Source organism: Methylobacterium sp. AC433 (assembly GCF_979253015.1).
On sequence record NZ_CEEDBN010000016.1, the window covers coordinates 81,312 to 106,736 of the forward strand.

The window sequence follows — 25,425 nt, forward strand, 5'->3', positions numbered from 1 at the left end:
ATCGCGGGACAAGCCGGATATTTGGCGTAGCTTGGCCGGCTCGCCGAAACGGCCATCCGCCGCCGCGCCCTGCGGGCCGCCCGCCCCGGGCGGCCGGGGCTCAGGAGGCGCAGGACGCCCGGTCGGTCTCCGGCGACGCGCTCCCGTCCGAGGAGCCCTCCGCCCGCGCCCGCAGGGCCAGCGCCGCGTCCCGGGTGCGGCGGCAGAGCGAGCGGGCCTGCTCCAGCCGGTGCCGGAACACCTCCGGCCCCTCGCTGGCCACGCGCTGCTCTTGGAAGCTCTCCAGGGTCCGGCAGGCGTCGGACAGCGCCGAGAAGCCGAGCATGCCGGTGGAGGTCGCGAGGGTATGGGCCTCGAAGCGGATCTGCTCGCGGTCCTCCGCGGAGTCGCCGCCCGCGCGGAAGCTCCCGGCCAGCTCGTCGCCCAGCGCCTCGAGCAGGCCGGCCAGGCGCTCGGGGCTGACGAGGGCCGCGGCCTCGTCGTAGGTCCGCTGGTCGAGGAGGCCGGCCTGGATCCCGGTCCGGTGCGCGACATCGGTCGCCGCGGACGGCGCCGTTCCGGCACCCCAGGCCAGCCACTTGTCGATCAGCCGGTAGAGCTCCGCCCGCTTGAACGGCTTGCCGATGTGGTCGTCCATCCCGGCCGCCCGGAAGGTCTGGATCTGGTCCGCCAGCACGTTGGCGGTCATGGCGATGATCGGCATCGTCGAGGCGGTCGTGCCGAGGGCCCGGATGCGGCGCGTGGCGGTCATGCCGTCCATGCCGGCCATCTGCACGTCCATCAGCACGAGGTCGTAGCGGCCCTGCGCCACCGCCCGGATCGCGGCCTCGCCATCGGCGACCACGTCGACAGTGTGGCCGCCGACCTCGAGGACGGAGCGCGCCAGCTCCTGGTTGATCAGGTTGTCCTCGACGAGGAGCAGGTGGCCGGAACGGCGCGCCGCCGGTGCGTCCGTGACCAGGGCGATCGTCCGCGCCACCGCGCCGCGCGGCAGCAGCACCGAGAAGCAGAACGTCGCGCCGATGCCGGTCTCCGAGAGGACGCCGATCTCGCCGCCCATCAAGTCGACGAGCTGCTTGCAGATGGCCAGTCCCAGGCCGGTGCCGCCGAAATCCCGCTCGATCGAGCCGTCCACCTGCGAGAAGCGCTTGAACAGGCGGTCCTGCTTGTCCTTGGCGATGCCGATGCCGGTGTCGGACACGCTGAAGCGCAGGCGCTCGCCGGCCTCGGTGGTGCCGCCGTGCTGGACGCTCAGGGTGACGGAGCCGCGCCGGGTGAACTTGATCGCGTTGTTCAGGAGGTTGAGGAGCACCTGCCGCAGGCGCGCCTCGTCGCCCACCACGCCCTTGGGCAGGGCCGGGTCGATCACCGCCCGGACCTCGAGGCCCTTCTGGTCCGCCGCGCCGCGCACGATCGCGAGGCTGTTGTAGATCAGGGCCCGGGGGTCGAAGGCCTGCCGGTCGAGTTCGATCGCGCCGGCCTCGACCTTTGAGAAGTCGAGGATGTCGTTGACCACCGTGAGCAGGGACGCGCTCGACGTGCGTACCAGCTCGGCCTGGCGCTGCAGGTCCTGGGGCAGGCGGCCGGAGGCGACCATCAGGTCGGTGAAGCCGATGATGGCGTTGAGGGGCGTGCGGATCTCATGGCTCATGGAGGCCAGGAACTCCGTCTTGGCCGCGCTGGCGCGCTCGGCGGCGGCCTTGGCGTCGGCCAGGGCCTGCGCCTGCGCCCGGCGCTCCGAGACGTCGCGGAAGGTCGCGACGATGGTCGGCTCGTTCGCCTCGGCGTCGGGGATGCGCCGGAACACGCCGGCGACCCAGATCCAGCCCCGCGCCTTGTGCCGCGCCCGGTATTCGCAGGTCGCCTCCGCCCGGCCTGCGACCAGGGAGCGCGTCGCCGCGTGGAGCAGGCCGAGATCGTCCGGATGGACGTAGTCGCCGAGCCGCATCGCGCCGAGTTCCTCGGGCGTGTAGCCGAGGAGGCGCTCGGAGGCGGGCGAGATGTACGAGCGCCGGCCGTCGTCGTGGCCGAGCATGATCAGCTCGCCGGTGTTCTCGGCCAGCAGGCGGAAGCGGTGCTCGCTCCGGCGGATGCGCTGCTCGGCCTCCACCCGGGGCGTGATGTTCCGGGTCGAGGCGACGCAGCCGACGGTCCGGCCCGCGGCGTCCTGGATGACCCGGTAGCCAACCTCCACCCAGATGTAGGTCCCGTCCTTGCGCCGGTAGCGCTGGCGCTTCAGCGCCTCGGTCCGCCGGCCTTCGGCGAGGTCCGCCAGCAGGGCGGACACCCCGGGCCGGTCGTCCGGGTGGACCCCGTCGATGGGCTTCGTCCCGATCAATTCCTCGGGCTCGTAGCCGAGGAGGTCCCGGCAGGCCGGCGAGACGTAGCGGCGGGTGGTGTCGAGGTCGACCTGGACGATCATGTCGCGGGTGTGGTCGGCGAGCAGCCGGTAGCGCGCCTCGCTGTCGATCACCGCCTGCTCGGTCTGGCGCAGGTCGGTGACGTCCATGACGGTGCCGAACACCGCCGTCGTGGCGCCTTCCGCGTCCTGCTCGCACAAGCCCCGGCAGACGACATCGCGCGGGCGTCCGTCGCCGGTGACGATGCGGGCCGAGAACGAGAAGCTCCGACCGGTCTCGATCGCATCGGCGACGCAGCGCGCGACCCCGTCCCGGTCGTCCGGGTGATAGGCCGCGATCGCCGCGTCGAGGGAGGGCGGTCCCTCCCCGGGGGCGCGGCCATGGATCCGGTACACCTCGTCCGACCAGTACAGGCCGTGTCCGGGCAGGCCGATGCGCCAGTGCCCGATATGGGCGATCTGCGCGGCGAGGCTGAGCAGGCGGTTGGCCTCCTGCGCCTGGCCCTCCGCCCGGCGGGCGACGATCTCCTTCTCCGCCAGGGTCTGGTTGGCCCGCGCCAGGGCCGCCCGCTGCCGGCTGCCGCGCTCCAGGCCCCGCAACAGGACAAGGAGCACGCCCAGCAGCAGGACGGTCACGACGACCCCGGCCACCCGGGCGTGCAGGCGCTCGTCGGCGAGCGGCGCCAGGACCTCGTCGAGGGACTTGCCGACATTGACGATGAGCGGCAGCGGCCCGACGGAGCGGTAGCCGTAGATGCGGGTGACGTGGTCGTAGGGGCTCGTCATCCGGAACGCGCCCGAGGTCTTCTGCCGGAACTGCTGGAAGAGGTCGCCGGGGATGTCGAGGGTGCGGGTGTTCAACTCGTACATGCCGGCGGTCTGCGGCGAACGGGCGCGCAGGAACCCGTCCGTGCCGATCAGGGCGATGCTGCCCTGCATCCCGAGATCGAAGGCCTTGAACTGGCCGGCGAGATAATCGGGATCGATCGACGTGACGATGACGCCCGCGAAGCTCCCGTCGGGATGGTTCAGCCGCCGCGCCGTCTGGAGGACGTAGGTGCCGGAAATCCGCCCCTTCAGCGTCCGGTCGATGTAGAGGCCCTGGTCGGGGCTCGTCGCGAGGGCCTTGAAATACGCCCGGTCGCGGACGTTGATGCGCGGCACGGTGGGAGGCAGCGGCGTGCGCGCGTAGAGGAGGTCCCCCTGCTCGTTGAACAGGGACATCTGGTGAACGACGTTCTCGAGGGAGGTCGCGCGCCGGAGCCAGGCCTGGAAGTCGAAGGTCTCCGGATTGCGGAAGAAATCCTCCGCGATGAAGCGCATGACCTGGTCGACACCGACGACGAGGCGCTCGACATGCTGCTCGACCCCGATCGACAGGTTGACGACGTCGCGGGTCGCCTTGTCCTGGACGGAGAGTTCGCGCAGGCGCAGGTGGTAGGACAGGCCGACCCAGACGAGGGCGACCGTGAGCAGGCCGGTCACGAGCACGAGGAGCTGGAGGGCGTCGACGGCCGGGCGCAGCCTCGGCAGAGAGGCCCCGGCACGGTCGTGGCGGAGAGAGGTCGACATCCGGCGGTTCAATCCCGAAGGCAGCAGCCACCCGCCCCGGTCGGGCCCGATCCTGACGGCCCTGCGATTCGCGTGTTCCGGCGTTAGATCAAGGAATGGTTGGCAAAATCCAATCACTTCTCTCGAACGGGCCGCGGCCGGCCCTTGGCGGCGCAGGCTTGCCGACCGGGGCGGCGGGGCCGTAGGAGAAGGCCCCGCACGCCGCACGGTCGCATTCCATGGACAGCCTGCACGACCTGATCCCGAGGGCGGCCGATGGGTCGCCCTACCCGCTGGCCCAGCACCGGGGCCAGGTGATCCTGATCGTCAACACCGCCTCGAAATGCGGGTTCACGCCGCAATATGCCGGGCTGGAGGCCCTGGCCCGGAAGCACCGGGCGGACGGCCTCGTGGTGCTGGGCTTTCCCTGCAACCAGTTCGGCGCCCAGGAACCGGGGGATGCGGCCGAGATCGCCCGGTTCTGCAGCTTGACCTACGACGTCAGCTTCCCCGTCCTCGCCAAGGTCGCGGTGAACGGCCCGGCGGCCGACCCGGTCTTCGCCCACCTGACCAGGGCGAAGCCCGGCCTCCTCGGCAGCCGCGCCGTCAAGTGGAACTTCACCAAGTTCCTCGTCGGCCGCGACGGGCGGGTGATCGCCCGCTACGCCCCGTCGACGAAGCCCGAAACCCTGGAGGCCGCCATCGCGGCCGCCCTGGCGGAGCCCGCACCCGCGCCTTAGCGCGGCGGCGGCGCCGGGAGGACGCGGACCGGGGTCCGGTTGGCGGCCATCCCCAGCCGACGGGCGCGATCGGCGGCCAGGGTTAGGAAAGTCCTGACGGGGTCCGACAGGCCAGGCAACCGCCTGAACCAACAGGATCGCCGCCGGAACCGCGCGCCGGCCCACGGGATCCCTTCGCCCGGCCGGGGCCCGACCGGCCCGGTGCCCCCGCCCCTGCGGACCCCGTCGCTCGACGATCCGGTGAAGAATTCGTTAGCCGGCGTTCAGGCTTGGTATGCCAGAAACTCCCGATCGTATTGCCGGATCGTCCCGGTTTGCGGTGCGATCCGCGGGAGGTGGGGAATCAGCATGGCGGCAGGAAACGCGCGACGGGCATCGGCGAACGGGGAGGGCGGCACTGCGCTCGCATCGGGCCGGGCGGGATCCGGCCGGACGATGCCCGAGGCGGTGCGGTCGCATCTCGGGTCGGAGCTCAAGGCCTTCTACGCCGCGATGCTCGCCGAGACGCAGCCGGCGGCCCTGCTCGACCTGATCGCCCGGCTGGAGGCCCCCCCGCCCGCGGCCGCGGATTTCCGCGCCGCGCTGCTCGAGGCGCTGCCGAGCCTGCGCGCCTTCGCGCTGTCCCTCGCCATCGCCCCGACCGCTGCCGACGACCTCGTGCAGGAGACGCTGCTGAAGGCGTGGGCGAACCGGCACCGCTTCGAGCCGGGGAGCAACCTGAGGGCCTGGCTCTGCACCATCCTGCGCAATCAATTCTACACCGATTGCCGCAAGCGGAAGCGCGAGGTCGAGGACGCGGACGGCGTCCTGGCCGCGAAGGTGGTGGCGCCGGCCGCGCAGGAGGCCAGCAGCGACCTGCGCCGGGTCTGGCAGCATCTCGGCCGGCTGCCGGCCGCCCAGCGCGAGGCCCTGGTCCTCGTGGCGGCACAGGGCATGACCTACGAGGCCGCCGCGGCGCTGATCGGCTGCCAGGTCGGCACCATGAAGAGCCGCGTCAGCCGGGCGCGGGCCTTCCTGATGGGCTCCCTCGGGATGGAGGCGCGCCCGTCGGCGTCCTCCGCATCCTCCTCCACCTGATACGGCCGGCGCACGACGGCGCCGCCGGGACGGCTCGCCGGCCCGCGCCGGCGGGCATCGCCCGGCAGCCAAGCGACAGGGCCGAAGCGGCGCGGGTCCTGCCCCCGCGGAGCAGGATCGGTCCGGTAGGAGCGTCGTGCCGAGGTCTCGGCGGTGGTTCCGGCGGCACTCCGGCGTGGTGCCCGCCCCGGACGGCCCGCCGATCCCATATGGCGGCAGCCTGAGCCCGGCCTTCGCCGCGCCGACATCTTTCGAACTGCCGGCGCCGCGGGCGGTTCGACCTTTGCATCGCGTGGATCGATCGTCAGCGTGGATCGGTCTTTAGCGTGGATCGGTCTTGCCACCGGCGCCGTTGCTTCTGCCATGCGCGGTCTCCGCGATGCCGTCGCCACCGTCCGCAGGGACTGATCCATGACGAACGTCCGGACCTACCGCGTGACCCTGGAGACCCGCGACGGGCGCCGCGTCCTGACCGCGGCGGCGGAGCGCGAGGCCGCCCTGATGGCGGAATCGGTCCTGCGCCTCTACGCAGGCCAGACCCTGACGGTGGGCTTCAGCGTCGCCTGCGCCGATCCGGAGGCGCGCCGTCGCATCGCCCACTACCTGACCGACGTCGCCCTCGAACTCGAACTCGCCTGACCGGGTCGTTCGCCGGCGCGCCTGGTAATGAGCGAATGCTCCTGCGCTGGACGAAAGAATCGGAGGTGTGCGAGAAAGCGCGGCCGGAGGCCGGGGTCGTTCGGGCCATGCCCACACTGCGGGCAGTCATGGCGTAACCCGGAGGATGTCATCGCCGTGTCGGTAGACAATGGACCCGCAAGGACAGTGCCTGCGCATCCTAGAAAGCCGTCTCGACCGCCTGGCCGTGAGGTTCGATCCCGCAGATCCGGACCGCAGCGCTCCTTGTCGAGGCATCGGATCGACCGTGGGAGCGACCGACGGTCAATCAATGCAGGGGTTCTTTAGGGTCCAGAGATGAGGTTTTTCGTAAATCAGGATGTCAGCAACGGAATACATTTCTGGCTGGCACCCGATAATCCACGAGCAATCAGTAGGGTCTATGTCTCCATCGACGGGATCAGGGCCTCGGAACTCTCAGCGTGGATCACCGACGACAATATTCGTACGAACGGCTGGCATTCTACCGGTCAGTGTGTCTATAGAATTACCGAGCAGGAAGTGCCGCAGCTCGCGTCTGCGCATCGCGTCGAGATCTTCGATGCCGATACCAACATCCTCATCTATCGGGCGATTCGGGACAAGCCGTTTCTGCGCCGCAAGCTGATCAACATCAATGCCTCCGTTCAGAGAAGTACTTTCGTCGAGCAGCATCTATTTGATCATTTTCAGTATAGTTACTTCAATATCGACAAACTATCCGAAGAGGCCGTGCAGAGCATCATGCAAGGCCCGTGGCTGACCTCGTCGCTGATCACGGGTGCGGTCATCTTCCCGCGCTACGAGGTGTTCTTCCAGGAGGACGAGAGCGTGAGCAGCGTCCTAGTCCCGGACCCCTACATGGAGATGGCGGCGCGGATGCTCTGGCTCCAGTCGAAGAAGCTCATCGCGGAGGACCCCGCGCAGAGTTGGCGCCTCGGCGACTTCCTGGACGCGGTGCGCTTCGCGGCCGGGTCTGATTTCTCGAACGGTCGGAATATCAAGCGCTTCCTGAGGATGCAGCCGGAGGCGTGCTATCGCTTCCTGTACAACCCACTCTGCCGCCAGTTTGGGACGCGCTCACCGGGTGATTCCTTCGCGCCGGGCAACTCCATCGTCGCCATGGAGATCATCTCGCGGATCAAGGTCGTCGGGCACAGCGACTATACGAAGGAATACTACGCCGCCCTGCTCGATCGATTGGAGATTCCGCCGATCGATGTGCCGCTCCCGAAGCCGTCCGACGCTGTGGCCACCCTCGCGAACCAGTTAAAATCGATCGATGCCGCCCGTGATATGGTCGAGTTCGACGTCGTGATCGCGGATGCCGTGCGGCACGCCGTCGGGAAGAGTTGGCAGTGACCGGATGGTGAGGCGGCGATGAGCGGCCGGGTCGCCTTCCTCTCAGATCATGCGGATGTCGAGCCACCCCCGTGCCAGCGGGCTCGAAGGACAAGTCGAGGATCATGTCCGAGCAGGATGTTCACCAGGGTATTGACGGATGGCTCTTCCTGATCGGAGGCAGCAACAGGGTCCTGATCCACGCAAAAAAGAGCCTTGAGATCGATGTCCAGATCCAGGCCTGGAAAAACATCTTCGCGCGGCGGTATGAGGTCTGCCGGCAGGCGAATTGCCGTTATTTCACGATGATTGTGCCCGAGAAAATCTACATCTACGATGATAAACTTAAGGATATTTCCCTAGATCCAAGGCTTTCCCTCGGCAGTCGCGTGCACAGGGGATTGCTCTTCCGCCCCTTCCTGCGCAGGTCCTACATCAGGCTCTATCGCCCCTTGCGTGCGGAGCGCTCGAAGTCCGACCTCTATCAGAAGACCGACACGCACTGGACGCTTGCGGGCTGCCAGATCGCTTACCGGCAGATCTGCCGATCATGCGGGGCCGAGCAGGTCGAGGACTTCTCGACGCGGGACCACCGCGAGGAGGTCTCGGCCGGCGATCTCGGATCGAAATTCGATCCCGAGATCGCCGAGACGCGGACCTTCTACGATCTGCAGTCGGACGCCACGCGGGTTTATGCCAATTCGCAGGCCTTGCTGTACGAGTCGCGACAATCCTCGTCTCATCGTGGCATCCATCACGTGTACCGGAACCAGAGCGCGCGCGCCGATCCGCGGACGCTGATGCTGGTGGGCGATTCCTACGCGCATTTTCCGTCCGCGAGCTTGGTCGTCATGCTGGCCGAAACCTTCCGAGAGGTGCATTTCATTTGGTCGGTCGCGGTGGACTGGTCCTATTTTGCCCGCGTGAAGCCGGACATCCTGATCTGTGAGATGGCCGAACGCTTCCTCCGCCAAGTGACGGAGGATGCCTACGAGGTTCAACCGTGAAGACGGCCCGACGTCGCAAGGTTCAGGTCCGGCTTGGGCCCCCCTGCCCCAGCTCCGCGCGCATCGTGGCGCGTGGCGTGCTACGGGGTGGAGCGGCGGGAGGAGTCGGGGCTTGTCGATCATCGGGCGGCACAACGTGAAGCAGGCGGGGACCGGCGAGACCGCCATGGTCTTCGCCCACGGCTTCGGGTGCGACCAGAACATGTGGCGCGACGTGGCGCCCGCCTTCGCGGACCGCTTCCGCACGATCCTGTTCGACCATGTCGGCGCCGGCGGCTCCGACCTCGCGGCCTATGATCCCGACCGGTACGCCAGCCTCGACGGCTACGCCGACGACGTCGTCGCCCTGGCCCGGGCGCTCGGCGTCACCGGCGGCGTCTTCGTGGGCCACTCGGTGAGCGCCATGGTGGGCATCCTCGCGGCCAAGCGCGCGCCGGAGCTGTTCGACCGCCTCGTCCTGGTCTGCCCCTCGCCGCGCTACATCGACGAGGGCGACTACGTCGGCGGCTTCAGCCGGGCGCAGGTCGAGGAACTCCTCGACTTCCTCGACAGCAACCACATGGGCTGGTCGCAGGCCATGGCGCCGGTGATCATGGGCAATCCCGATCGCCCGGAGCTCGGTGGCGAACTCGTCAACAGCTTCTGCCGCACCGACCCCGACATCGCCCGCCGCTTCGCCCGGACCACCTTCCTGTCCGACAACCGGGCCGACCTCGCGGACGTGACGGCGCGCTGCCTGGTGATCCAGTGCGCCGAGGACGTGCTCGCGCCCCGGGAGGTCGGCGAATACGTGCACCGCCACCTGCGCGACAGCGCCCTCGTCCTCCTCGACGCCACCGGGCATTGCCCGAACCTGAGCGCGCCCGAGGCGACGGTCGCGGCGATCGAGGCCTTCCTGTGAGCGGAGTTCCTGCGTGAGGACGGCGTGGCGGACGCGTTGACCCCCGGCCCCCCGGAAGGGGGCGGACCGGCCGCGGAGGCCGACGACCTCGAGGACCTCTTCGAGAACGCCCCCTGCGGCTACGCCTCCGCCCTGCCGAGCGGGCGCCTGACCCGGGTCAACCGGACCCTCGCGGCCTGGACGGGCCACGCGGCCGGACAGCTCGTCGGGCGCCGCTTCCTCGACCTCCTGAACATCGCCGGCAAGATCTACTACGAGACCCACTTCGCGCCCCTGCTGCGGATGCAGGGCTTCTTCCACGCGGTCGCCTTCGACCTCGTGCGCGCCGACGGGACGACGCTGCCGGTCCTCGTCAACGCGGTCGTCCGCCGGGACGAGGCCGGGGCCGTGCGGTTCATCCGCATCACCCTGTTCAACGCGTCCGACCGGCGGCATTACGAGCGGGAGCTCGTCGAGGCCCGGCGCGCGGCGGACGCGGCGACGGCGGCGCTCCAGGGCCTCAACCTCACCCTGGAGGCGCGGGTGGCCGCGCAGACGGCCGAGCGCGACCGGGCCTGGCGCCTGTCGCAGGAACTGCTCGCCGTCGCCCTGCCGGACGGCATCCTGGAGAGCATCAACCCGACCTGGACCAAGCTGCTCGGCTGGCGCGCCGACGAACTCCTGGGCACCTCGGTCGTCGACTACACGCATCCGGACGACCTGGAGGCGACTCTGGCCGCCTTCGCCGGGATCCTGAGCGAGCCCCTGACCGCGCCGCACGAATCCCGCTTCCGGCACCGGGACGGCACGTATCGCTGGTTCGCCTGGACGGCCGCCTTCGAGGCGGGCCGGATCTACGCCTCCGGACGCCACACGACCCTCGAGCGCGAGCAGGCCGAGGCCCTGCGCCAGGCGCAGAAGATGGAGGCGGTGGGCCAGCTCACCGGCGGCCTCGCCCACGACTTCAACAACCTCCTCGCCGGCATCGCCGGCTCCCTGGAGATGATGCAGAACCGCATGCGGCAGGGCCGCCTCGGCGATGTCGAGCGCTACATGGCGGCGGCCCAGGGGGCGGCGCGCCGGGCCGCGGCCCTGACGCACCGCCTCCTCGCCTTCTCGCGCCGCCAGACCCTCGATCCCCGGCCCACCGACGTGAACCGCCTGGTGGCGGGGATGCACGAGATGATCCAGCGCGCGGTCGGCCCGGGCATCCCGGTCGAGGTCGTCGGCGCCGCCGGCCTCTGGACCGCCCTGGTGGACGTCTCCCAACTCGAGAACGCTCTCCTCAACCTCTGCATCAACGCCCGCGACGCCATGCCGGAGGGCGGACGCATCACGATCGAGACCGCCAATGCGTGGCTCGACGCCCATGCGGCCCGCGAGCGCGACATGCCGGAGGGGCCGTACCTGTCGCTGTGCGTGACCGACACCGGCACCGGCATGCCGCCGGAGGTGGTCGCGCGGGCGTTCGAGCCCTTCTTCACCACGAAGGCGCTCGGCGAGGGCACGGGCCTCGGCCTGTCGATGATCTACGGCTTCGCCAAGCAGTCGGGTGGGCAGGTCCGCATCCATTCCACGCCGGGCCAGGGCACCGCGGTCTGCCTCTACCTGCCCCGCCACCACGGCGCGGCCGCGGACGAGGAGGCGGCCGCGGACGCCGCGACCCTGACCCGCGCGGCGCAGGGCCGGACGGTGCTGATCGTGGACGACGAGCCCACGGTGCGGATGCTGGTGCACGACATCCTGGGAGACCTCGGCTGCACCGCCATCGAGGCCGGCGACAGCGCGGCCGGTCTCAAGGTGCTGCAGTCGGACGTGCGCATCGACCTCCTCGTGACCGATGTCGGCCTGCCCGGCGGCATGAACGGCCGCCAGATGGCGGATGCCGCCCGCGCGCTGCGCCCCGACCTGAAGGTGCTGTTCATCACCGGATACGCCGAGAACGCCGTCCTCAACCACGGTCTCCTCGGCCCCGGCATGGCGGTGGTGACGAAGCCCTTCCCGATCGAAACCATCGCCGCGCAGATCCGCGCGATGATCGCGGATGCCCGGCCGGGCGGCGGGTGACGAACCCCTCAGGCGTTGGCGGAGGCCGGCGCGGCGCCCAGCGCATCGGGGGCCGGGACGGCGCGGGCCTGGACCTCGATGAACACCCGCGTCACGTCGGGGCTGCGGGCCTTCAGCCGGGCCTCGACCCGGGCGACCATGGCCTCGATCTGGCCGGCGCTGAGGTCGTCGTCCATGTCGAGGCTGACGTTGACGAGGACGTCGGAGGGGCCGAGGTGCTGGGTCAGCACGGTGTTGACGTGGTGCACCCCCGCCTCGTCGCGCACCACCGCGCGGATCGCCGCGACGAGTTCGGGATCGGCGGCCTCGCCGATGAGCAGGCCATGGGTCTCGACCATCAGGAACGCCGCCATCCCGATCAGGATCAGGCCGATGCCGATGGAGGACCAGCCGTCGAGGGCGGGCATGTCGAGGACCCGGGCCAGGATCACGCCGGCGAGCGCCACCACGAGGCCCATCAGGGCGGCGACGTCCTCGGCCAGCACCGTGAACAGGGACGGGTCCTTGCTGCGCCGGATGGCGGCGAGCGGCGGGCGGCTGCCCTTCTCGGCCCAGAACGCCCGCAGGGCCACGAAGCAGGAATAGCCCTCGGCCATCACCGAGAAGCCCAGGATGGCGACGTTCACCCAGAAGCCGGAGACGGGATAGCCCCAGACCACGGCGTCCGCCGAGGGTTCCGGGTGCTGGAGCTTGTGGATGCCCTCGTAGACCGCGAAGGCGCCGCCGCCGAGGAAGATGAACAGCGCGACGATGAAGGCGTAGAAGTAGATCTCGCGGCCGTAGCCGAACGGGTGCGTCGCGGTGGCAGGCCGTTGGGACCGCTTGATGCCGACGAGGAGCAGGATCTGGTTGGTGGTGTCGACCACCGAGTGGACGCCCTCGGCCAGCATCGCCGAACTGCCGGTGAGGAAGGCCCCGACGAACTTGGCCGCCGCGATGGCGAGGTTGGCCCCGGCCGCGGTGTAGATGGCGCTGGTGCTCTCGTGGGCCATGCGGGACGGGTCTCTCGGGCTCTGGGGCGGGTGCGCGGTCCCGGCGGACGCGCCTTCGGCCGCGCGTCCGACCAAGCGTCGCCATTGGGGGACAAAGCGCAGGCAACGCGCGGAGGCCCCGGAAGGTTCGCCGCCTCCGGATGATTCCGGCGCCGCGTTCGTGCGGCGCTTGGCAGGAGCCGGATCGATCCCGCCCGAGGTGGACGCGGCGCGTCGCCCTGTGCATCGTGCGCCCCGGAACGCACGCGCCAGAACCGGAGCCGGCTGCCTTGACCGAGACGCGCCCAACGCCCGCCTACGATCCCGACAACATCTTCGCCAAGATCCTGCGCGGGGAGATCCCGGCCGAGCGGGTCTACGAGGATGCCGACACCCTCGCCTTCATGGACGTGATGCCCCAGGGGGACGGCCACACCCTGGTGATCCCCAAGGCCCCGGCGCGGGGCCTCCTCGACGCCGACCCGGAGGCCCTCGCGGCGCTGGCGCGGACGGTGCAGCGCGTCGCCCGGGCGGTGAAGGGCGCCTTCGCGGCCGATGGCCTCACGGTGTTCCAGTACAACGAGCCGGCGGGCGGGCAGACGGTGTTCCATCTCCACGTCCACATCGTGCCCCGCTTCGAGGGCGTGCCGCTTCGGCGCCACACCGGCGGCATGGCGGACCGGGCAGTCCTGGCGGAGCACGCCGCGCGCATCCGGGCGGCCCTCGCGGCCGGCTGAGTCAGGCGGCGCCGCTCACCGGCGGGCTGGCGAGGAGCCGGCGCAGGGCGGCGTTCTCGGCCTCGAGTTCGCCGATCCGGCGCACCAGGGCGAGCATCGCGGCGGCATCGTCCGCCGGGGCCGCCGTGGGCACGGGGACGGGCGCCGGCGCGGCCTCGTCCACGAAGGCGATGCCGATGCCGTCGGCCCGGCGCCAGCACAGGGTGGCCCGGTAGGTCCGGTCCTTCTGCGGGATGTAGAGGTCGAAGCTCTCGGGCAGCGTCGAGGTCTCGCTCAGGGCGAGCCGGGCGCCGGACGGGGACAGGTCCCGCACCAGGCAGTCCATGCTCGAGGCACCCTTGTTGAAGATGATCCGCCCCTTGAGGAAGGTCCTCAGGCGCGATTCCCTGCGATGCTCCGACATGCCGTGATGCTCCACCATGGGTCGGCCTCCGACTCCGCGTCCCACGCGGGGCACCCTGGCACGGCGCCCCTTAAGGAATGTTCGCCGCGATGCGCGAGCGGGCAAGCGCCGCAGGCCTCGAGGCAAGCGCTGCAGGCTTCAGAGCAAAGCGCCGCAGGCCTTCAGCGCGCAGCGCCGCAGCCCTCAATGAAAGCGGCTGTCCATGGTCTGGAACAGGTAGAAGCCGTTGAAGCGCACCGCGGTCTCGGCCGCGCGGTCGTCGAAATCGGCGGGCGCGTCGCCGATCGCCGCGAGCTTGCCGCCGAAAGCCCAGCAGCCGTTCCCGAGAAAGGGCGGAACGGCGCGGCTCTCCGGCACGGCGCAGCACAGGCCCTCGACGCTCCTGAAGCAGAAAACGTTGTAATTCTGCATCGGTCAATCTCCGATTCGCCCACCCAAGCTACGCCCTAAGCAGGCAATCGGACAGCACTGTGTCGATCAGGTCTCTGGAACGTTGCGGGCCAGCTCCGCGAGCCAGGGCGCGGCGCTTCCATCGGAGGGCGCGCGCCAGTCCCCGCGCGGTGACAGGGCGCCGCCCGCCGAGACCTTGGGCCCGTTGGGCATGGCCGAGCGCTTGAACTGGCTGAAGCCGAAGAAACGCGTCAGGAAGACCGCGAGCCAGCGCCGGATCTCGGGCAGGTCGTAGGCGCCGCGCTCGGATTCGGGGAAGTCCGGCGGCCAGGCTCCGGCCTCCGCGTCGCTCCAGGCGTGAAGCGCCAGGAAGGCGATCTTCGAGGGCGGGAAGCCATAGCGCAGGGTGTAGAACAGGGAGAAGTCCTGCAGCGCGTAGGGGCCGATCACCCCTTGCGTGCTCTGTGGGGCCGCGCCCGCCGCCACGGGCACCAGTTCGGGCGAGATCTCGGTGTCGAGGATCGCCCGCAGGGTGGCGCCGACGTCCGGGGCGAACTGGCCCGAGCCGATGACCCAGCGGATCAGGTGCTGGATCAGGGTCTTGGGCACGCCGGCATTGACGCCGTAATGGCTCATCTGGTCGCCGACGCCGTAGGTGCACCAGCCGAGCGCCAGCTCCGACAGGTCGCCGGTGCCGATGACGATGGCGCCGTTCTGGTTGGCCAGCCGGAACAGGTAGTCGGTGCGCAGGCCGGCCTGCACGTTCTCGAAGGTGACGTCGTAGACTGGCTCGCCGCGCCCGAACGGGTGGTCCATGCCCTTGAGCATCACGGTGGCGGCCTCACGGATGTCGATCTCGCGGGCGGTGGTGCCGAGGGCCGTCATCAGCGCGTGGGCGTTGGCCTTGGTGCCCTCCGAGGTGGCGAAGCCCGGCAGGGTATAGGCCAGGATGTTGTCGCGCGGGAGGCCGAGCCGGTCCATGGCCCTGGCCGCCACGATGAGGGCGTGGGTGGAATCGAGGCCGCCCGAGACGCCGATGACGACCTTCTTCGTCCCCGTCGCCTCCAGGCGCTGGGCGAGGCCCGCCACCTGGATGTTGTAGGCCTCGTAGCAATCCTGGGCGAGGCGGGCCGGATCGGCGGGCACGAAGGGGAAGCGCTCGACGGTCCGCTTCAGCCCGAGGTCGCCGGCCGGCGGATCGAGCCGGAAGGCCACCCGGCGATAGGCGGCCTTGAGCGGCGCGGCCCGGCCCGAATCGTCGAAGCTGCCCATCTGGAGCCGCTCCTGGGCGAGGCGGCCGAGGTCGATATCGGCCAGGGTCATCACGGGCTCGGGCGAGAAGCGCGGCCCCTCGGCGAGGCGCACGCCGTTCTCGTCGATGCTGGTCTGCCCGTCCCAGGACAGGTCGGTGGTGGATTCGCCGGTGCCGGCGGCGGCGTAGACGTAGGCGCAGAGGCCGCGCATCGAGGCGGCCCGCGACAGCATCGCCCGGGATTCCGCCCGGCCCACCGTGATCGGGCTGCCCGACAGGTTGGCGAGCACGGTGGCGCCGGCGAGCGCCGCGTCGGTGCCGGGGGAGGCGGGGACCCAGAGGTCCTCGCAGATCTCGATGCCGAGCACGAGGTCGGGCACGTCCGCGGCGGCGAACAGCAGGTCGGTGCCGAACGGCGCCTCCAGGCCGGCGACCCGGAGGGTCTCGCCCGCGATGCCGGCGCCGGAGGCGAAGTGGCGCTTCTCGTAGAACTCCCGGTAGGTCGGCAGGAAGCTCTTCGGAATCACCCCGAGGATGCGGCCGCGATGGATGGCGAGCGCGCAATTGTAGAGCCGATGGCCCCAGCGCAGGGGCGCGCCCACGACGAGGACGGGCTGGAGCGCGCCCGATTCCGCCACGATCCGGGCGATGGCCGCCTCCACCGCGTCGAGCACCGTCACCTGCAGGAACAGGTCCTCGATGGCGTAGGCCGAGACGCAGAGTTCCGGGAACACAGCCACGGCGACCCCGGCGCGATCGCAGGACCGGGCGAGGGCGAGGATCGCCTCGACGTTGCGGGCGGGGTCGGCCGGGTGGCTGCGGCCGGTGCAGGCGGCGACCCGGGCGAAGCCGTGCCGGTAGAGGGAGCGGAAGCCGGGATCGGCCGAGGGACTGGTCGCCGAGGGACTGGACAAGGGGCGGGGCTCCGGGCTGGTCGCGGCGGCACCTTAACCCCTGCCGCCATCCGCCTCCAGCGCAAGGGTTAAGCGCCGTGCCGGGGCTGTGCCGGGGCGCTCCGCAGGGAGGCCGGCCGAGCGGGCCGGGTGAGGGGGCTTCGGGTTCGGAGGACGGGTTCCGTGGTCGCCGTGAGGGCGATCACGCGCCGGGGGCGGGGTCGGATCAAGCGTCTGTTAACGACGATGGCTCTAACTCAGCGCTGAACCGCGCCGCTCCCGGCGGCGGACCCGTTTTGAGTACATCCGGCCAATCATGCGCGCATCGGGACGGCTCCCCTACTCCCATCGTGATCCTTCGCGCCCCGTTCGCGGCGGCGACCGCCTCGGCCTGTCGATCGGTGCCCTGGCGCACCGGTTGATGAACCTGCGGGCGACCCTCTCGCGCCGCCTCGCCGGGCCGCCGCAGCGGCAGGACTACACCGTGGCGGCCACCCGCCCGACTCCGAGCTGGATGACGAGCCCGCAGGCCCTGGTCGGCCGCAACGAGGTCGGCCTCGCCTTCCGGCCCGCCCCCGCGATCCAGGCCTGGCCCGCCCAGGTCTTCGACGACCGCGCCACCCTCGACATGATCCCGAGCCGCGCCGTCCCCGCGGCCCGGTTCGACGACGCCCTGACGGAGGCCGATTCGCCCGCCCCGCGCGTCCTGATCCGGACGCCGCGCCGTCCGGCCGCGATCATGGCGGAAGCGGGCGAGGCGCCCGCCTACGCCGCCCCGGTCCCGGCCGGCCCGGCCGTGCGCTACACCCGCACCCCCGATCCGGTCCTGCACGAGCGGCGCCAGCGGGCGCTGGACGCCGAGCGCGCCGCCCGCGCCCAGGCCCATGCGGAGGCCGAGGCCGAGGCCCTGCGGCTCCAGGCCGAGCAGGACGCGCGCCGCTTCGAGGCCGAGGCGCAGGAGCGCGCCGCCCTCGCGGCGCAGGCCGAGGCCGAGGCCCTGGCCGCCCAGGTGCCCGAGCCCCTCTGGCGCCAGCCCTTCGTCGCGCCCCCCGGCGTACGCTTCTTCCGCAGCCCCGACCGGCGCCAGGTCCGCCCCAGCACCGAGGCCGCCGCGCCCGCGCCGGAACCCGGGACCGGTCACGCCGAGACCGTCCAGTCGGAGGCCGCTCCGGTCGAGTCCCTTCACGCCGAGTCCCTTCACGCCGAGACCGCCGTGATCCCCGACGACCGCGACTGGTCGGACGTGCCGGACTGGTCCGAGGTCCATGCCTGGTTCGACGGGCGCGACGGCGCCGCGCTCGACGCCTGGTCGGCGATCCAGGCCGAGCCCGCGCCGGCGCCCGCGGCTCCTGAAAGCGTGGCGTCCGAGGCCGGCATCCTCCCGGCGGACGCGGCCGTCGAGGCGCCGGCCCGCGCCGCCTACCGCCTGGAACACCTCGTGCGGTTCGAGCCCTTCGGCCCGCCGCGTCCGGTCGAGGGCCAGGACAACGCGGTTCCGGGGGCCGCGCCGGTTCGTCCGGCCCCCCTCCACGCCATGGCCGCCCGCGCGGCGATCCGTGCGGGCCGGACCGCGGTCCCGCCCGCCGCCCCGGTGGTCGCCGCTCCGATCCCGGCCCCCTCCCCTGCCCTGCCGGAGGCGATGCCGTTCGTGCCCGTCGCGGCCTTCGCGCCGGTCCCCTTCGCACCTGTCCCCTTCGCACCTGTCCCCTTCGTGCCGGCGCCCCGGGCGGCCGAGGCCGCCTTCGTGCCGACCCCGATCCCGGCGCGACCGGTGCTGCTGCGCAACCCCAAGGGCCTGTCCGCCCCCGAGGAGGCCGAGCCGTCCGCGTCCGGCGCCTCGACCGGTCCGGTCGACGAGCCGGCCCCGGTCGAGGCGCCCGTCGCCGAGGCGGAGGCGGCCGCGGCGCCGGAGGCCCCGGCCGTCCACATGCCGCGCGCGATCCTGCCCGAGCGCCCGCTCCTCATCCCCGCCGGCCGGCACGTGCCGATGTCCTTCGTGGAGAACGCCGACTACGAGCACCCCGCCCTCGACCTCCTGGCCGAGCCGCCCCTGAACGACACGGAGGAGGTCGATGCCGACGTGCTGGAGCAGAACGCCCTCAACCTCCAGCAGACGGTCCAGGATTTCGGCGTGCGCGGCGACATCCTCGCGGTGCGCCCCGGCCCGGTCGTCACCCTCTACGAGCTCGAGCCGGCGCCGGGCACCAAGTCGAGCCGCGTGATCTCGCTCGCCGACGACATCGCCCGCTCGATGTCGGCCGTCTCCGCCCGCGTCGCCGTGGTCCCGGGCCGCAACGTCATCGGCATCGAGCTGCCCAACGACACCCGCGAGACCGTCTACCTGCGCGAGCTCCTCGCCTCTGCCGATTTCGGGATGAGCAAGCACAAGCTCGCCCTGTGCCTCGGCAAGAACATCGGCGGCGAGCCGATCATCGCGGATCTGGCCAAGATGCCCCACCTGCTGGTGGCCGGCACCACGGGCTCGGGCAAGTCGGTGGCCATCAACACCATGATCCTGTCGCTCCTCTACCGGATGAAGCCGGAGGAGTGCCGCCTGATCATGGTCGATCCGAAGATGCTGGAGCTCTCCGTCTACGACGGCATCCCGCACCTGCTCTCCCCCGTCGTCATCGACCCGAAGAAGGCGGTCATCGCCCTCAAATGGGCCGTGCGCGAGATGGAGGAGCGCTACAAGAAGATGTCCAAGATCGCCGTGCGCAACATCGACGGCTACAACGCCCGCATGGCGGAGGCCCGGGCCAAGGGCGAGGTGATCACCCGCGAGATCCATACCGGCTTCAACCGCGAGACCGGCCAGGCCGTCTACGAGACGGAGGAGATGGACCTCTCGGCGCTGCCCTACATCGTGATCGTGGTCGACGAGATGGCCGACCTGATGATGGTGGCGGGCAAGGACATCGAAGGCGCGATCCAGCGTCTCGCCCAGATGGCGCGCGCGGCCGGCATCCACCTGATCATGGCCACCCAGCGCCCCTCGGTCGACGTGATCACGGGCACGATCAAGGCCAACTTCCCGACCCGGATCTCCTTCCAGGTCACATCGAAGATCGACAGCCGCACGATCCTGGGCGAGATGGGCGCCGAGCAGCTGCTGGGCCAGGGTGATATGCTGTTCATGGCCGGCGGCGGGCGCACGACGCGCGTGCACGGGCCGTTCTGCTCGGATGCGGAGGTCGAGAGCGTGGTCGCCCACCTCAAGCGCCAGGGCCGGCCCTCCTACCTCGAAGCCGTCACGGCCGACGACGGCAGCGGCGACGAGAAGCCCGTCAAGGGCTCGAAGGCCGACAAGGCCGACCGGGCCGAGAAGGCCCAGGCCGCCGAGATCGAGGACATCGACGCTCCGATCTTCGATGCGGGCGCCTATGCGGGCAGCGGCGGCATCGATCCCGGTGCCGAGCTCTACGACCAGGCCGTTCAGGTGGTGATGCGCGACCGCAAGGCCTCGACGAGCTACATCCAGCGCCGCCTGCAGATCGGCTACAACCGCGCCGCCTCGATCATGGAGCGGATGGAGATCGAGGGCATCGTCGGCCCGGCCAACCATGCCGGCAAGCGCGAGATCCTGATGGAGGGCGGCCACGCCGCCTCCGGCATGATGGACTACGACGACTGAGCCGGACCCTCGGGTGGGGCATTCGCCGCCCCACCCGTCGCATATTCGCCACAGGGCGGGCTTCTAAGCGGGCACCACCCGCACGCCTTCGCATCGCCTCAAGGGAGCGTCCCGATGATCGGCCGCCGTCACCGCCTCGCCGCCGGTCCGTTGCTCGTCCTGGCGGCCAGCCTCGCCCAGCCGCAGCCGGCCGCCGCCCAGGTCTCCTCGTTCCTCGACGGCCTGTTCGGCCGCAAGGAGCAGCCGGCCCCGGCCCCCGAGCCGGAGCCCGCCCCGGCGGCCCCGCCCCCGGCCACCGCGCCGAAGAAGCCCGTCGCCCAGGCGCCGAAGGCCGGCAAGCCGTCCGACAAGGCGGCCGCGGACAAGGCGGCCAAGGGTGAGGGGAAGGCCCCCAAGGGCGAGGCCAAGGCCCTCGACCCGAAGGCCAACGACGCGAAGGCCGCCAAGGTCGCGGCCGTGGGCGCGCCCGCCGCCGTCGTGGCGGAGGCGGACGACGCCACCGTGATCGCGCAGGCCAACGCCTACTTCAACGGCATGACCACGCTCACCGGCAACTTCGTCCAGGTCGGCCCGGACGGACGCCGGATCGGCGGCAAGCTGACGCTCGCCAAGCCCGGCCGCCTGCGCTTCGACTACGACCAGCCCTCTCCCCTGGAGATCGTGGCCGACGGCACCTCGGTGGCGGTCAAGGACCGCAAACTCGGCACGCAGGACCTCTACTTCATCTCGCAGACGCCCCTGAAATTCCTGCTGCGCGAGAAGATCGACCTCGCCCGCGACCTCTCCGTCACCGACGTGGCGAACGATCCGGGTGGCCTGCGCATCTCCCTGGAGGACCGCTCCACGCTCGGCGGCACCTCGAAGATCCAGCTCTTCTTCGACCCCGAGGTGAAGACCCTGAGCCAGTGGCGGATCACCGACCCGCAGGGCTACCAGACCACGGTCCAGCTCGCGAACCTGCAGAAGGGCCGCCCCGTCGAGGGCAACCTGTTCTTCATCAATTACGGACGCAGCGAGGACAAGGCGGCCGAGCGCCAGATCCGCCCGCAGTAGCGGGCTCGCGCGCCGCCGCGCTTGTCGCGCCCGTGCCGATGCGGCTAAGCGTCGGGCTCGCATCCTACGAGCCGAGCCCATGCACGACATCCGCGCCATCCGCGAGAACCCGGACGCCTTCGACGAGGCCCTGCGCCGCCGCGGCCTGGCGCCGCTCGCCGCCGAGCTGATCGCGCTGGACGACGCGCGCAAGTCCGCGATCTCGGCCGCGCAAGCCAACCAGGAGCGCCGCAACGCGCTGGCCAAGGAGATCGGCGGCGCCAAGAAGGCCAGGGACGAGGACCGGGCGCAGGCGCTGATGGCCGAGGTCGCCCGCCTGAAGGACGAGGCGCCGGCCCTGGAGGCCGCCCAGGCCGACGCGGCCAGGACCCTCGACGACCGTCTCGCCGCGATCCCGAATCGCCCGAACCCGGAGGTGCCGGAGGGCGCCGACGAGCACGGCAACGTCGAGTACCGCGCGTTCAAGGCCCAGCGCCCGCAGCTCGCCACGGGCAAGCAGCATTTCGAGATCGGCGAGGCCTCCGGCCTGATGGATTTCGAGGCCGCCGCCCGGATGTCCGGCGCCCGCTTCGTGGTGCTCAAGGGCCAGCTCGCGCGGCTGGAGCGGGCGCTCGGCCAGTTCATGCTCGACCTGCACACCGGCGAGCACGGCTATACCGAGGTGGCCCCTCCCCTCATGGTCCGCGACGAGGCGATGTTCGGCACGGCGCAGCTGCCGAAGTTCCGGGACGACCAGTTCCAGGCGGGCGAGCACTGGCTGATCCCCACCGCGGAAGTCCCTCTCACCAACCTCGTCCGCGAGAGCATCCTGCGCGAGGAGGAACTCCCCTTGCGCTTCACCGCCCTCACCCCGTGCTTCCGGGCCGAGGCCGGCTCGGCGGGGCGCGACACACGCGGCATGCTGCGCCAGCACCAGTTCAACAAGGTCGAGCTCGTCTCGATCACCACGCCCGAGCAGTCGGCGGAGGAGCACGAGCGCATGCTCGGCTCGGCCGAGGCCGTGCTGAAGAAGCTCGACCTGCCCTACCGGATCATGACGCTGTGCACCGGCGACATGGGTTTCGCGAGCCAGAAGACCTACGACATCGAGGTCTGGATGCCGGGCCAGGAGACCTTCCGCGAGATCTCGTCCTGCTCGGTCTGCGGCGACTTCCAGGCGCGGCGGATGAACGCGCGGGTGCGCGCCCGGGATGGCAAGGCGGTGAATTTCGTTCACACCCTCAACGGGTCCGGCGTGGCCGTGGGCCGCGCGCTCATCGCCGTGATGGAGAACTACCAGAACCCGGATGGCAGCGTCACGGTGCCGTCGGTGCTGAAGGCCTATATGGGCGGGATCGAGCGGATCGAGGGGTTCAAGAGCTGATGCGCATTCTCGTCACCAACGACGACGGCATCCACGCGCCGGGTCTCGAGACCCTGGAGGGGATCGCCCGGGCCATCTCGGACGACGTCTGGGTGGTGGCGCCGGAGACCGACCAGTCCGGCGTCTCGCACTCGCTCTCGCTGAACGACCCCCTGCGCCTGCGCCAGGTCGCCGAGAAGCGCTTCGCCGTGAAGGGCACGCCGTCCGACTGCGTGATCATGGGCGTGCGCCACATCCTCAAGGACCACGGGCCCGACCTCGTGCTCTCGGGGGTCAATCGCGGCCAGAACGTCGCCGAGGACGTGACCTACTCGGGCACCATCGCGGCGGCCATGGAGGGCACCATCCTCAACGTGCGCTCCATCGCCCTGAGCCAGGCCTACGGCGCCGGCGGGCGCGGCGCCATCAAGTGGCAGACCGCCGCCGAGCACGGCCCCGCCGTGGTGCGCAGGATCCTCGAGATCGGGATCGAGCCCGGCATCGTGATCAACGTGAACTTTCCGGATTGCGAGCCCGGGGAGGTGCTGGGCACGGCGGTGGCCGCGCAGGGCTTCCGCAACCAGGCGCTGCTGGCCATCGATGCCCGCCAGGACGGGCGCGGCAATCCCTATTTCTGGCTCGCCTTCGCCAAGGCGACGTTCCAGCCCGGCAACGGCACCGACCTCAAGGCCATCGCCGAGAAGCGCATCTCCGTCACGCCGCTGCGTCTCGACCTCACCGACGAGCCGAGCCTGACGCGCTTCGCGCAAGGGTTCTCGGACAAAGGGTTCTCGGACAAGGGCTCTTCGCAGTAGCCCGACGGACCCGGAACCGGTCGAGATCCAGCCATGATGCACGAGGGCTCGATCGAGGATGCCGCCTTCGTCATGGCCCTGCGCGGCCGCGGCGTGCGCGACACCGACACCCTGCGGGCGATGGAGCGGGTGCCGCGCGAGCGCTTCGCCCCCGCCCATCACCGCGACCTCGCCCGGCGCGACCTCGCCCTGCCGCTGGCCTGCGGCCAGACCATGACGGCGCCCACCACGGTGGCGGCGATGCTGAAGGCGCTGGCCCTGCGCCCGGGCGCCCGCATCCTCGAGATCGGCACCGGCTCGGGCTACGTCACGGCCCTGATGCTGCGCCTCGGCGCCGCCCACGTCCACAGCCTCGAGCGCTACGCCACCCTGGCGGACGACGCCCGCGACAACCTCGTGCCGGAGGACCGGCTCCTGGCGACGATCGCCGTCGGGGACGGCCTGCACCCTGCGACCCTGCGGGGGGCGGAGCCCTTCGACGGCATCCTCCTCAACGGCACGGTCCCGGCGATTCCCGAGCATCTCGCGGCCCTGCTCGGCCCCGGCGGGCGTCTCGTCGCCCCGGTCGGGCGGCCGGAGGCGGCGGGCCTCGTCACCTGGACCCGGGCCCCGGACGGCAGCCTGGAGCCGCGCCCGGGCGCGGCCGTCCGGCTGGCGCCCCTCACCCCCGGCCGCGCCCGCGTCCTCTAGGGCGAAAGGTTCCCGCAGGGGTCCCTTCGTGGCGCAAACGTGGTGAATCGGAACGGTTGCTTAACCTGAATCCGGTTTGAATGACGTCATCAAGTTGCGTCAGGCAAACAGGTGCGTCGATGCGGGTTCGCGGGACTGGTCGAGGGTTGAGGACGCTGTCGCGTTTCGCGCTCATCGGCGTGATTGGGGGCGGCGCGGCCGCCTGTTCTTCGGATGCGTCCCGGTTGGGCGATCCCTTCGGCAATCCGTTTGCCTCCAACCTGTCGAGCGAGCCCGCCGCGACGGGCAGCCTGCCCGACGGCGAGATCGCCCCGGCGCCGGTGGTGCGCACCAGCCGCATCCAGTCCCAGGCCCTCGGGGCCCCGGGCGCCGCGATGTCGCCCACCGCCATGTCGCCCCGCCCGATGGCGGCGGCCCCCGCCCCGGCCCGTGCCCAGACCACCCGCCTCGCCTCCACCGAGCCGGTCTCGGGTGGCATGACGTCCGGTGGCATGACCGGTTCGGCGGTCTCGGGCATGAACCCCGACGCGGCCCGCATGAACACCCGCGCGGTGCCCGCCGCGCCGGCCCCGAAGGTGATCGACCGGGCCGCCGAGAAGCGCGCCGCCGACGCCCGCCGCGAGGCGGAGGCCGCCGAGGCCAGACGCGAATCCGAGGCGGCCAAGCTCGCCGAAGCCCGCAAGGCCCTGGAGGCCGGCAAGGCCGCCGAGGCCCGCAAGGCCGCGGACAAGGCGGCGAGCGCCGCCAAGCTCGCCGAGGCGCGCAGGGTCGTGGAGGCCGCCAAGGTTGCCGAGACCAAGGCTGCCGATGCCCGCAAGGCCCATGTTCGTCCCGGGCAGGCCGTCGCCAAGGCCGAGGACAAGCCGGTCCGCAAGATCGAGATCAAGGAAGCCAAGGCCGAGGTGAAGGCCGAGGCGGCCAAGGACGCGGCCAAGGAAGCGGCGAAGAAGGCCGAGGCGGCCCGCAGGACGGCCGAGGCCGAGGCGGCCAAGCAGGCCAAGGCCGATGCCGCCAAGGACGCGGCCCGCAAGGTCGCCGAGGCGAAGGCCGCGGAAGCCAGCAAGGCGCCCGTGAAGGTCGCCGCGGTCGAGGCCCCCAAGGCCGAGCCCGCCAGCACCGGTTCCGTCGCCGCCCCTGCCGCGGAGCAGTCGTTCCGCTGGCCCGCCAAGGGCCGGGTGATCTCGGGCTACGGCACCTCCGGCAACGAGGGCATCAACATCTCGGTGCCCGAGGGCACCGCGGTGAAGGCGGCCGAGGACGGCACCGTCGCCTATGCCGGCTCCGACGTGAAGGGCTACGGCAAGCTCGTCCTGGTGCGCCACTCCAACGGCTACGTCTCGGCCTACGCCCATAACGGCGAGCTCGACGTCCGCCCCGGCGAGAAGGTGAAGCGCGGCCAGACCATCGCGAAGTCCGGCGCCTCCGGCAACGTGACCTCGCCCCAGCTCCACTTCGAGATCCGCAAGGGCGCGACCCCGGTCGACCCGATGCCCCACCTCGCCAGCAACTGACCCTCCGGTCGGAGCACCCCGAAAACCGAAACGGCGGCCCCGAGGGGCCGCCGTT

General features: G+C 71.1%; 19 protein-coding genes. 14 read left to right on the forward strand and 5 right to left on the reverse strand.

From position 1 onward, the window contains the following. Window positions 1–100: 100 nt before the first annotated feature. Window positions 101–3,931 carry a PAS domain S-box protein gene (locus AC0IWM_RS19520; RefSeq protein WP_471757692.1) on the reverse strand — a complete coding sequence of 1,277 codons (3,831 nt, stop codon included), beginning with the start codon at window positions 3,929–3,931 and terminating at the stop codon, window positions 101–103. A gap of 218 nt (window positions 3,932–4,149) precedes the next feature. Between AC0IWM_RS19520 and AC0IWM_RS19525 the strand changes: the two genes are divergently transcribed. The 7 genes from AC0IWM_RS19525 (at window position 4,150) to AC0IWM_RS19555 (ending at window position 11,679) form a co-directional block, all read left to right on the forward strand. Continuing rightward, a complete protein-coding gene (locus tag AC0IWM_RS19525) occupies window positions 4,150–4,650 on the forward strand; it encodes a glutathione peroxidase (protein WP_471757694.1) in 501 nt (166 codons plus the stop codon). Between the two features lie 435 nt (window positions 4,651–5,085). Then, window positions 5,086–5,727 (forward strand): sigma-70 family RNA polymerase sigma factor, encoded by a 642-nt coding sequence (locus AC0IWM_RS19530; protein WP_471757696.1) that lies wholly within the window; start codon window positions 5,086–5,088, stop codon window positions 5,725–5,727. 411 nt (window positions 5,728–6,138) lie between these two features. Continuing rightward, entirely contained in the window at window positions 6,139–6,366 is a 228-nt protein-coding gene (locus AC0IWM_RS19535; protein WP_471757698.1) for a hypothetical protein, read from the forward strand. A gap of 336 nt (window positions 6,367–6,702) precedes the next feature. Beyond that, the gene (locus tag AC0IWM_RS19540) at window positions 6,703–7,746 is read left to right on the forward strand and encodes a hypothetical protein (RefSeq protein WP_471757700.1); all 1,044 of its coding nucleotides are present in this window, start codon (window positions 6,703–6,705) and stop codon (window positions 7,744–7,746) included. Window positions 7,747–7,850: 104 nt separating this feature from the next. Then, window positions 7,851–8,732: an alginate O-acetyltransferase AlgX-related protein gene (locus tag AC0IWM_RS19545; RefSeq protein ID WP_471757702.1), complete on the forward strand. Its 882-nt coding sequence runs from the start codon at window positions 7,851–7,853 to the stop codon at window positions 8,730–8,732. A gap of 112 nt (window positions 8,733–8,844) precedes the next feature. Further along, window positions 8,845–9,633: an alpha/beta fold hydrolase gene (locus AC0IWM_RS19550; protein WP_471757704.1), complete on the forward strand. Its 789-nt coding sequence runs from the start codon at window positions 8,845–8,847 to the stop codon at window positions 9,631–9,633. 24 nt (window positions 9,634–9,657) lie between these two features. Then, the gene (locus AC0IWM_RS19555; RefSeq protein WP_471757706.1) at window positions 9,658–11,679 is read left to right on the forward strand and encodes an ATP-binding protein; all 2,022 of its coding nucleotides are present in this window, start codon (window positions 9,658–9,660) and stop codon (window positions 11,677–11,679) included. 8 nt (window positions 11,680–11,687) lie between these two features. Here the strand turns inward: AC0IWM_RS19555 and AC0IWM_RS19560 are convergent, their stop codons facing one another. Continuing rightward, the gene (locus AC0IWM_RS19560; RefSeq protein ID WP_471757708.1) at window positions 11,688–12,671 is read right to left on the reverse strand and encodes a cation diffusion facilitator family transporter; all 984 of its coding nucleotides are present in this window, start codon (window positions 12,669–12,671) and stop codon (window positions 11,688–11,690) included. Between the two features lie 269 nt (window positions 12,672–12,940). Between AC0IWM_RS19560 and AC0IWM_RS19565 the strand changes: the two genes are divergently transcribed. After that, entirely contained in the window at window positions 12,941–13,387 is a 447-nt protein-coding gene (locus tag AC0IWM_RS19565; protein ID WP_471757710.1) for an HIT family protein, read from the forward strand. Between the two features lies 1 nt (window position 13,388). Here the strand turns inward: AC0IWM_RS19565 and AC0IWM_RS19570 are convergent, their stop codons facing one another. The 3 genes from AC0IWM_RS19570 to AC0IWM_RS19580 form a co-directional block, all read right to left on the reverse strand. Then, on the reverse strand, window positions 13,389–13,790 hold the full coding sequence (locus AC0IWM_RS19570) for a PilZ domain-containing protein (RefSeq protein WP_471757763.1): 402 nt from the start codon (window positions 13,788–13,790) through the stop codon (window positions 13,389–13,391). Window positions 13,791–13,973: 183 nt separating this feature from the next. Next, window positions 13,974–14,201, reverse strand: coding sequence for a hypothetical protein (locus tag AC0IWM_RS19575; protein WP_056468253.1), 228 nt, complete (start codon window positions 14,199–14,201; stop codon window positions 13,974–13,976). A 66-nt stretch (window positions 14,202–14,267) separates the two neighbouring features. Continuing rightward, entirely contained in the window at window positions 14,268–16,346 is a 2,079-nt protein-coding gene (locus tag AC0IWM_RS19580) for an NAD(+) synthase (RefSeq protein WP_471757712.1), read from the reverse strand. A 295-nt stretch (window positions 16,347–16,641) separates the two neighbouring features. Between AC0IWM_RS19580 and AC0IWM_RS19585 the strand changes: the two genes are divergently transcribed. The 6 genes from AC0IWM_RS19585 (at window position 16,642) to AC0IWM_RS19610 (ending at window position 25,370) form a co-directional block, all read left to right on the forward strand. Next, window positions 16,642–19,959, forward strand: a complete 3,318-nt coding sequence (locus AC0IWM_RS19585; protein ID WP_471757714.1) for a DNA translocase FtsK — start codon at window positions 16,642–16,644, stop codon at window positions 19,957–19,959. Between the two features lie 114 nt (window positions 19,960–20,073). Further along, entirely contained in the window at window positions 20,074–21,012 is a 939-nt protein-coding gene (locus tag AC0IWM_RS19590; RefSeq protein WP_471757716.1) for a LolA family protein, read from the forward strand. A 79-nt stretch (window positions 21,013–21,091) separates the two neighbouring features. Continuing rightward, window positions 21,092–22,375, forward strand: coding sequence for a serine--tRNA ligase (serS, locus tag AC0IWM_RS19595; protein ID WP_471757718.1), 1,284 nt, complete (start codon window positions 21,092–21,094; stop codon window positions 22,373–22,375). Next, window positions 22,375–23,169, forward strand: a complete 795-nt coding sequence (surE, locus tag AC0IWM_RS19600) for a 5'/3'-nucleotidase SurE (protein ID WP_471757719.1) — start codon at window positions 22,375–22,377, stop codon at window positions 23,167–23,169. Before serS ends, surE begins: the two co-directional genes overlap by 1 nt. Window positions 23,170–23,202: 33 nt before the next feature. Further along, window positions 23,203–23,859: a protein-L-isoaspartate O-methyltransferase family protein gene (locus AC0IWM_RS19605; protein WP_471757721.1), complete on the forward strand. Its 657-nt coding sequence runs from the start codon at window positions 23,203–23,205 to the stop codon at window positions 23,857–23,859. 119 nt (window positions 23,860–23,978) lie between these two features. Beyond that, on the forward strand, window positions 23,979–25,370 hold the full coding sequence (locus tag AC0IWM_RS19610; protein WP_471757723.1) for a M23 family metallopeptidase: 1,392 nt from the start codon (window positions 23,979–23,981) through the stop codon (window positions 25,368–25,370). The last annotated feature ends 55 nt before the right edge of the window (window positions 25,371–25,425 follow it).

Bases quoted from the DNA above. Each gene is read 5' to 3' on its own strand.
- AC0IWM_RS19560 (WP_471757708.1), bottom strand. From the start codon at position 12,671: ATGGCCCACGAGAGCACCAGCGCCATCTACACCGCGGCCGGGGCCAAC.
- AC0IWM_RS19570 (WP_471757763.1), bottom strand. From the start codon at position 13,790: ATGTCGGAGCATCGCAGGGAATCGCGCCTGAGGACCTTCCTCAAGGGG.
- AC0IWM_RS19590 (WP_471757716.1), top strand. From the start codon at position 20,074: ATGATCGGCCGCCGTCACCGCCTCGCCGCCGGTCCGTTGCTCGTCCTG.
- AC0IWM_RS19545 (WP_471757702.1), top strand. From the start codon at position 7,851: ATGTCCGAGCAGGATGTTCACCAGGGTATTGACGGATGGCTCTTCCTG.
- AC0IWM_RS19540 (WP_471757700.1), top strand. From the start codon at position 6,703: ATGAGGTTTTTCGTAAATCAGGATGTCAGCAACGGAATACATTTCTGG.
- AC0IWM_RS19585 (WP_471757714.1), top strand. From the start codon at position 16,642: ATGCGCGCATCGGGACGGCTCCCCTACTCCCATCGTGATCCTTCGCGC.
- serS (WP_471757718.1), top strand. From the start codon at position 21,092: ATGCACGACATCCGCGCCATCCGCGAGAACCCGGACGCCTTCGACGAG.
- surE (WP_471757719.1), top strand. From the start codon at position 22,375: ATGCGCATTCTCGTCACCAACGACGACGGCATCCACGCGCCGGGTCTC.
- AC0IWM_RS19610 (WP_471757723.1), top strand. From the start codon at position 23,979: ATGCGGGTTCGCGGGACTGGTCGAGGGTTGAGGACGCTGTCGCGTTTC.
- AC0IWM_RS19605 (WP_471757721.1), top strand. From the start codon at position 23,203: ATGATGCACGAGGGCTCGATCGAGGATGCCGCCTTCGTCATGGCCCTG.
- AC0IWM_RS19525 (WP_471757694.1), top strand. From the start codon at position 4,150: ATGGACAGCCTGCACGACCTGATCCCGAGGGCGGCCGATGGGTCGCCC.
- AC0IWM_RS19535 (WP_471757698.1), top strand. From the start codon at position 6,139: ATGACGAACGTCCGGACCTACCGCGTGACCCTGGAGACCCGCGACGGG.
- AC0IWM_RS19520 (WP_471757692.1), bottom strand. From the start codon at position 3,931: ATGTCGACCTCTCTCCGCCACGACCGTGCCGGGGCCTCTCTGCCGAGG.
- AC0IWM_RS19575 (WP_056468253.1), bottom strand. From the start codon at position 14,201: ATGCAGAATTACAACGTTTTCTGCTTCAGGAGCGTCGAGGGCCTGTGC.
- AC0IWM_RS19530 (WP_471757696.1), top strand. From the start codon at position 5,086: ATGCCCGAGGCGGTGCGGTCGCATCTCGGGTCGGAGCTCAAGGCCTTC.